Annotated in this window: 8 protein-coding genes and 1 pseudogene; 4 read left to right on the forward strand and 5 right to left on the reverse strand. The window is 61.8% G+C overall.

Going from position 1 to position 7,812, the window contains the following annotated elements:
* Positions 1 to 283: pseudogene (locus tag ACRXB1_RS24895) on the reverse strand (DUF3108 domain-containing protein); the annotation flags it as partial.
* A gap of 129 nt (positions 284 to 412) precedes the next feature.
* Positions 413 to 1,279, reverse strand: coding sequence for an IclR family transcriptional regulator (locus tag ACRXB1_RS24900; RefSeq protein WP_449493550.1), 867 nt, complete (start codon positions 1,277 to 1,279; stop codon positions 413 to 415).
* A gap of 104 nt (positions 1,280 to 1,383) precedes the next feature.
* Here ACRXB1_RS24900 and ACRXB1_RS24905 point away from each other — a divergent pair, with 104 nt between their 5' ends.
* The 4 genes from ACRXB1_RS24905 (at position 1,384) to ACRXB1_RS24920 (ending at position 5,229) form a co-directional block, all read left to right on the forward strand.
* Positions 1,384 to 2,385 carry a fumarylacetoacetate hydrolase family protein gene (locus tag ACRXB1_RS24905; RefSeq protein ID WP_449493551.1) on the forward strand — a complete coding sequence of 334 codons (1,002 nt, stop codon included), beginning with the start codon at positions 1,384 to 1,386 and terminating at the stop codon, positions 2,383 to 2,385.
* 74 nt (positions 2,386 to 2,459) lie between these two features.
* Entirely contained in the window at positions 2,460 to 3,641 is a 1,182-nt protein-coding gene (locus ACRXB1_RS24910; RefSeq protein ID WP_449493552.1) for an ABC transporter substrate-binding protein, read from the forward strand.
* A 34-nt stretch (positions 3,642 to 3,675) separates the two neighbouring features.
* Complete coding sequence (locus ACRXB1_RS24915; RefSeq protein WP_061998295.1) at positions 3,676 to 4,503, forward strand: enoyl-CoA hydratase/isomerase family protein; 828 nt, start codon at positions 3,676 to 3,678, stop codon at positions 4,501 to 4,503.
* A gap of 45 nt (positions 4,504 to 4,548) precedes the next feature.
* Positions 4,549 to 5,229 (forward strand): PhaM family polyhydroxyalkanoate granule multifunctional regulatory protein, encoded by a 681-nt coding sequence (locus ACRXB1_RS24920; protein ID WP_174362687.1) that lies wholly within the window; start codon positions 4,549 to 4,551, stop codon positions 5,227 to 5,229.
* A 28-nt stretch (positions 5,230 to 5,257) separates the two neighbouring features.
* Here the strand turns inward: ACRXB1_RS24920 and ACRXB1_RS24925 are convergent, their stop codons facing one another.
* The 3 genes from ACRXB1_RS24925 to ACRXB1_RS24935 form a co-directional block, all read right to left on the reverse strand.
* Positions 5,258 to 5,791, reverse strand: coding sequence for a chalcone isomerase family protein (locus tag ACRXB1_RS24925; protein WP_174362688.1), 534 nt, complete (start codon positions 5,789 to 5,791; stop codon positions 5,258 to 5,260).
* An 11-nt stretch (positions 5,792 to 5,802) separates the two neighbouring features.
* Entirely contained in the window at positions 5,803 to 7,092 is a 1,290-nt protein-coding gene (locus tag ACRXB1_RS24930) for an SAM-dependent methyltransferase (RefSeq protein ID WP_082771352.1), read from the reverse strand.
* Positions 7,093 to 7,099: 7 nt separating this feature from the next.
* The coding region (locus tag ACRXB1_RS24935) for a DUF1365 domain-containing protein (protein ID WP_449493553.1) at positions 7,100 to 7,812 on the reverse strand (713 nt) is incomplete at its 5' end.

Below are 7,812 nucleotides of genomic sequence, written 5' to 3' on the forward strand. Positions count from 1 at the left end.
CTGCTTGCAGTTCTGGCCCTGCATTGGGCTGCGCAGGAAGCGCCGGTGCCTGCGCAACGGGCTTGGGCGTCAGCAACTCCACTTGCACCGGGACATGCTCGGCGGGCGCGGGATTCGATACATTCCGGCTCCTGTCCACCCAGCGTCCCGCAGCCCAATGCAGGGCCAGAACTGCAAGCAGCACGGCAAGCCACAAGGTCCATCGGAAGGATCGAGTGGCGGATGACTCATCGGACGAGGCGCCGGATACAGTGCGACGGCGGCGAAGCAAAGAGAACGGCATCAATAAGGTCGGAAGCGTTCGGGCAGAAAAGGAGCGTGAATGGATGTGAGCCATTGGCGCCAACGCCAATGTGACTCATGCGTGCGCCGCGGCGTTCCGCACACGCTGCAAATCAGGCGCATCGAAATCTTACCGTTCTCCCGGTTTGTACCCGAGTTCGTAAGAAAGCTGGCCGGCGCATTCGCGTAAGGCGGTATCGATGTCGCCGCCCCAGCGGGTATCGAACGATCCTTCATGACCTAGCGCAATCAGTCCGAGCGCAAGATCGCCGGTTGAGTCGAACACGGGCATGCAGAAAGCATGGATCCCCGGCAGCAACATGCCCTCGACGCGCGATGCACCGTGCGCGCGGATCTCGGCGAGCAAGGGTTCCACATCTGCCATGGTCTGGCGCGTGGCCTCGAGTTCGCGATCGAGCATCGCCTGCGTCTTGCTGCGCGGCAGGCACGCGGCAAACAGCAAACCCGTCGCCGACGACAACAGCGGCATGACATCGCCAAGCTTCAACGATGCCTTCGCTGGATGGCTCGATTCCATCCAGTGCACGACTGTCGGGCCCTGATTGCCCCATACCGCGATCCCCACCGTCTGGTCCAGCCGGTCGCGCAAATCCGTCAGTGCGATACGCGCGAGCTTCACGCCATCCACGCGTGCAAGGCGGGCAAGACCCATCTGCAACGCGAAGCCGCCAAGCTCGTAGCGCCCGGAAACCGGATCTTGCGATACCGCGCCGAGCCGCAAAAAACTCACCAGATACCGGTGCGCTTTCGCCGGACTCATCCCCGCGCGCTGGGCGAGATCGCGCAGCATCATGGCGCGCGGCTCGTTGGTCAGCACGTCGAGCAGACGGAAACCCACCTCGATCGACTGAATGCCGGAACGCGACTTTTCCCCGGCGGTATCGGAGGAATCTTCCGTGTCGGCGGGTTCGAAAGCCGGTGGTTCCAACCGTGATTTCAACCTTAAGGACGATGCTGGACGGCTGGGAGATGACATGAAGAAATCGATTCCGGCACAAACCGGGCGGTAAAAACGGGGTGGACACGATTCACCATCGTAAAATAGATTTCCTCCATCGTCACTAAACGTCGAAACGCTCTATGAAACTTGCCACGCTGAAGGACGGGACGCGCGACGGCCAACTGGTCGTCGTATCACGTGATTTGCGCACGGCCGCCATTGCGGATGCGATCGTGCCGACGCTGCAACGCGCGCTGGACGACTGGAATTTCTACGCGCCGCAATTGCTCGATTTGTCGGACGCGCTCAATCAGGGCCGTGCGCGCCATTCATTCACGTTCGATGCCAAAGCGTGCATGGCGCCGCTGCCGCGCGCATTCCAGTGGGCCGACGGCTCGGCCTATGTGAACCACGTCGAACTCGTCAGGCGCGCCCGCAAGGCAGAAATGCCGCCCGAGTTCTGGACCGACCCGCTCATGTACCAGGGCGGCGCGGATGATCTGCTTGGACCTGCGGATGACATCGTGTGTGCGTCGGAGGCATATGGGATCGACTTCGAAGCCGAGGTCGCCGTGATCACCACCGACGTTCCGATGACCACCACACCCGCCGAAGCGCTCAGGCACGTACGCTTGCTGATGCTCGTCAACGATGTCTCGTTGCGTAACCTGATCCCGGCTGAACTGGGCAAGGGCTTCGGTTTCTTCCAGAGCAAACCCGCGACCGCGTTCTCGCCGGTTGCCGTCACGCCCGACGAACTCGGCGATGCCTGGAGTGAAGGCCGCGTCCACAGACCGATGATCGTTCACTGGAACAGCAAGAAAGTCGGCCAGCCCGATTGCGGCACGGACATGGTGTTCGACTTCGGCCAGTTGATCGCGCACGCGGCGAAGACGCGCAACGTGCGGGCGGGATCGATTGTCGGTTCGGGCACGATCTCGAACAAGGACGCAAAGCGCGGCTATGCGTGCATTGCGGAGAAGCGGTGCCTGGAAACCATCGAGCACGGCGCGCCCGCGACCGAGTTCATGAAGTTCGGCGACAGCGTCAAGATCGAAATGTTCGATGACGCCGGCAAGTCGATCTTCGGCGCGATCGATCAGTCGGTGATTGCCCTGCACGAGCAAAACGCCATCCAGTAACGGGTTTCGCCCGATGCGCCCGGATGCTGCGCCGCCCTACACTTAGCCGCATTGTCCATAACAAGGAGATTTCAATGCATTCAGGCGGGGGATGGGGCGCGGCATTCAGGCGGCTGGCGGCAGCAAGCGCATTGATCACGGTTTCGGCGGCTGCGTGGGCGCAGACGCCGCATGTGAAGATCGGGCTGGTTTTATCGCTGACGGGACCGGCCGCGTCGCTCGGCATTCCGGCGCGCGATACCGTCGCGTTGCTGCCGAAGGAAATGGGCGGACGTCCGGTGGATTACATCGTTCTCGACGATGCATCGGACACCACGCAAGCCGTCCAGAACACGAAGAAGCTCATCTCCGAAGATCATGTGGACGCGATCATCGGGTCATCGATCACGCCGAATTCGCTTGCCATGATCGATGTCGTCGCCGATGGCAAGACGCCGATGATCTCGCTCGCGTCGTCATCGAAGATCATCGAGCCCGTCGATGCCAAGCGCCACTGGGTCTTCAAGACGCCGCAAACCGATGCCATGATGGCGTCCGCCATCGCCGAACATGCCAGCAACCATGGCGTCAAGACAATGGCGTTCATCGGGCAGGCCGACGCGCTCGGCGAGACGTTCTACACGGAAGTGTCGAAGTTCGCCCAGCTTCACAAGATCACGATGGTCGCCAACGAGCGCTTCAACCGCACGGACACGAGCGTGACCGGGCAAGTGCTGAAGATCCTCGCGGCGAAGCCCGATGCCGTGGTCGTGGGCGCGGCGGGAACGCCGGCCGCACTGCCGCCGAAGACCTTGCGCGAACGCGGCTTCAAGGGCCCGATCTATCATAACCACGGCACGGGCAACCGCGATTTCCTGCGCGTATGCGGCGCCGATTGCAACGGCACGTTCCTGCCTACAAGCCCCGTGCTGGTCGCCTCGCAGTTGCCCGACGATCATCCGGCCAAACGGCTCGCGCTCGACTACATCAAGCTGTATGAAACGAAGTACGGCGCAGGCACGGTATCGGCATTCGGTTCGTATGCATGGGACGCGGGCATGTTGCTCAACCGGGCAGTGCCGATTGCGATGAAAGCGGGCGCGCCGGGCACGCCGGAATTCCGAAGCGCGCTGCGCGACGCGCTGGAAGCCACAAAGAATTTTGCGGACACGAACGGGCTGGTCAACATGACGCCGAACGATCATATCGGGCTTGACCAACGGGCGCGCGTGATCGCTGAAATCGAGAACGGCAAGTGGGTTTATCAACCGCGCTAAGAACCTCAACGCCAATCATCAAATCCGTCAAACCATGAGCGATCTTTCTCTTTACTCGCAATACACGTCGCTGGAATTGCGCCGGCACGAGCACGGCGTGCTCGAAATCATCATGAACGGCGCGGGCGCAAACAAGAGCGGACTCGCGACGGCCGATGCAAACACGCATCGCGAGCTTGCCGATATCTGGCGTGATATAGATCGTGATCCGGACACGCGCGTGGCGCTGATTCGCGGCGAAGGGAAGGGTTTCTCGGGCGGTGGCGACCTGCATCTGGTCGAACAGATGGCCTCCGATTTCGATGTCCGCGCGCGTGTCTGGCGTGAAGCGCGCGACCTTGTCTACAACGTGATCAACTGCAGCAAGCCGATCGTTTCCGCGATGCACGGCCCGGCTGTCGGCGCGGGTCTGGTGGCGGGGCTGCTCGCGGATATATCGATTGCCGCGAAAACGGCGCGCATCATCGACGGTCATACGCGGCTCGGCGTCGCCGCCGGCGATCACGCGGCGATCGTGTGGCCGTTGTTGTGCGGCATGGCGAAGGCGAAGTATTACCTGCTGTTGTGCGAACCGGTGAGCGGCGAAGAGGCGGAGCGGATCGGGCTGGTATCGCTGGCAGTAGATGAAAGCGACTTGCTGCCAAAAGCGTTCGAAGTCGCGAATCGTCTGGCTCAAGGCTCGCAAACGGCCATCCGCTGGACCAAGTATGCGTTGAACAACTGGCTGAGATCGGCGGGTCCCGCCTTCGATACGTCCCTCGCGCTCGAATTCATGGGTTTCGCCGGGCCCGACGTGCAGGAAGGCATCAAGTCGCTGCGCGAGAAGCGCGCGCCGGATTTTCCGGGCGGCTCGCCTTTTTGATCGGCGATCATTGAATCCATTGCGCAGCACCAAGGAGCAAGTCTGATGACCGATACACCCGGCGGTACGCCGCCCTTCGGAAGTTTCCCCGGCATGTCCGGTTTTCCTCAGGGCGACATGATGGAAAAAATGTGGGACATGATGAAGATGAATCCGTTTGCGGCGGCGGTATCGTCGAGCGGATCGCCTTCGCTCTCCATGATGTCGGACATGCTTGCTCCGCTCACGAACGTCGAGGAACTCGACAAACGCATCAAGGACATGCGCGCCGTCGAGCAATGGCTCAAGCTCAACCTGAACATGCTGCAATCGGCGATTCAGGCGTTGGAAGTGCAGCGCGCGACGCTCGCGACGCTGCGAGCATTCGGCGCGTTCGCGCAGTCGTCGGTGGACAGCGCGAAGAACTCGGCTGCGGCGTCTTCGTCGGCGTCTGCCGGGGCCTGGCCTGCGCCACCTATGCGGGAAGAACAGCCCTCGCCGGAAGCGGAAGCGCCGAGCGAAGCCAGCGCGAACGACGCTTCATTCGATCCCACCGGCTGGTGGAACATGCTCCAGTCGCAGTTCAACAACCTGGCGACGCTCGCGATGGCTCAGCAACCGGCTGCATCGGATTCGGCGAATGAGGACGTCGAACCGCCGAAAGCCGCGGCGCCCAAAGCGCCGGGAAAACCCGCTGCCAAGAAAGCAACCGCAGCCAAGCCGGCGGCGAAAAAAAAGCCGCTGTGAAGCGGCGTTGATCATGAGTCGGCGCGGATTACTGCGCCGCCCCATTTGCCAGCAACTGATTGCGCAACCCCGGCGCCGATGTCCGCGGATCGAACCAGATCGAGAAAAACGCGCGGGCGAAGTCATCGCCGGGAATCGTGCCGATGACCTTGTCGTCCGCATAAAAAGTCGTGCCGCGCTCGGGCACGAACACGCCGACAACATGGTCGCCAGGCTGTACGTCCGGAAAAATCTTTTCCAGTTCCTGCTGCCATTCCCGCGTCTGCGACTTGCTCGCGAGTTTCAGGTCGTCCATCTCTTCGCGGCCCCGTTTTGCAATAGACGCGCCTTTGAATGGCCGCGCATATTCGATGTCGAGCGCGAACGGCCGCGCCGTCAGTTCCTTGCTCGACAGACCTGTTGGGCCGACGTAAAGCCTGGCATCGTAGATATGAAAGCCGTACATGCGCAGTTCGCCCTCGCCCTGAACGCGCGCTTGCGGAATCGTTTGACGCACGAGCGGCGCGGCATCGAAGGCGAACGCCTGCAGCGGCAAGAGCAGCAGCATCAGCGCCGCAGCCATGAACCTTCGAATCAGGCGTGTTCCAGCGTGAACTGGATCACGTCGGTGTTCGAGTGCGCGAACGCGGCCTCGCAATAACATAGGTAAAAGTCCCACAAGCGGATGAAACGTTCGTCGAAGCGTTGCGCGCGGATTTCGTCGAGGCGCGCCACAAACGCATTACGCCACAGCTTGAGCGTGCGTGCATAGTCCTGGCCAAACGAGAGCTGATTGACCACTTTCAGCCCGTGGCGTTCGGCAGCCTGCATGAAGACAGCCGGTGAGGGCAGCATGCCGCCCGGAAAAATATATTGCTGGATGAAGTCGGTGCTCGTGCGGTAACGGTCGAACAGGGCGTTATCGATGGTGATGGTCTGCACGCATGCACGTCCGCCGCGCTTGAGGTTGCGCTTGATGCACTCGAAGTAGCTCGGCCAGTATTCCTCACCCACGGCTTCGAACATTTCGATGGACGCAATGGCATCGAACTGGCCGTGGGTATCGCGGTAGTCCTGCAGGCGCAAGTCCGAACGATCGCCGAGACCCGCGTCCGTCATGCGCTGCTGCGCGTACGCAAGCTGTTCGGTGGACAACGTGAGACCGGTGACGCGCGCTTTCGCTTCGCTCGCCGCGAGTTCGGCGAAACCACCCCAGCCGCAGCCAATTTCCAGTACGTTCAAATCGACGCCGTCGAGCTGCAACTCGTTCAGCAGGCGCCGGTACTTCGCGCGTTGTGCATCGGCGAGGGTCTGGTCGGGCGTGCCGTCGAAGAGCGCGCTCGAATAGGTCATCGTGCTGTCGAGCCAGAGCTTGTAGAACGCGTTGCCGAGGTCGTAATGCGCGTGAATGTTGCGCCGGCTGCCTTCCTTCGTATTCGCGTTGCGCAAATGGCGCAGGCGGTTCGTCAGCTTGCCGAACCACGAGCCGTAGATCACCGCTTCAATGGTCGTGCGATTGCGCACCATGATGTCGAGCAGTGCGGCGAGGTCGTCCGTATGCCAGTCGCCTGCGAGGTAAGTCTCAGCAAAGCCGATATCGCCGCTCTTCAACGCCGCCGCGCACACATTCCAGTTCGTCAGCACGACGCGGGCGTGCGGTGCGTTCGCGGCTGCGGGTTCATCGGCGGGCTGGCCGTAGCGGCGCGTGGTGCCGTCCGGCAGGTGTACATCAAGAACGCCGTATTGCAACTGGCCCAGCAACCTGAGCACCACGCGCGCAGCTGCCGGTTTGTACAACGCGCGGTGCGTGCGCAAGAGCGGCCGGATGAACCAGGACGCTGCGGGACTTCGAAGCGATGAAGGAGAGGAGGGCTGAGTCGACATTTGCAAGTCACCTGGTCGGCAGTTCGGCCCGCTCGTGCGAAACATTCGCGGACGGCGGATTGGGTTTGCTCAGGAACGGCACGCGTTTGATGAACAGCTTCAGCGCCTGCCAGTGAATTTTCGCGACGACGCCAAATGTCATCAGCGGATAACCGAAGAACACACGCAGCACGTTGGCTGAGTCAAGCGCACGCGCTGTGCCCGCAATGCTGGTCAGCAGAAGGGGACCCTCGTCGTCTTCATAGTCGATGCGCGCGAGCGAGCGCATCGGCTTGCCGTGTTTCGGCGGCGCGAACATGAAGCGGAACGTGTAGCGGCCCTCGACCTTGCAGAACGGCGAGACGTGGAAGACCTTGCGCGCGGTGAGCGGTGTGCCGTTCAGAATGCCGCCGCCGGGGTCGAGCAAATAGCAATGGCGCTCGCCGAACGTGTTGTTCACTTCGCAGACGACGGCGCGCAAAGATCCATCTCCACGTTCGCAAAACCAGAAGCTCACGGGATTGAACACGTAGCCGAGCACGCGCGGGAAAGCCTGGAGGTAGATCTCGCCGTCGGCATCCTGGATGCCGTTGTCATGCAGCATCGATTCGATCCACTGCAGCGCCGTTTGTCCGGGGACGCCGTGGTCACTGTCGTGAAAGCTCAGCAAGCCGAAGCGGTTGTACGCGAACATGCGCGAGTCTTGCAGCGTGCCTTGGGCGAGCCGCGCAGCGCGGGCGC

The organism is Caballeronia sp. M23-90, from assembly GCF_053574605.1.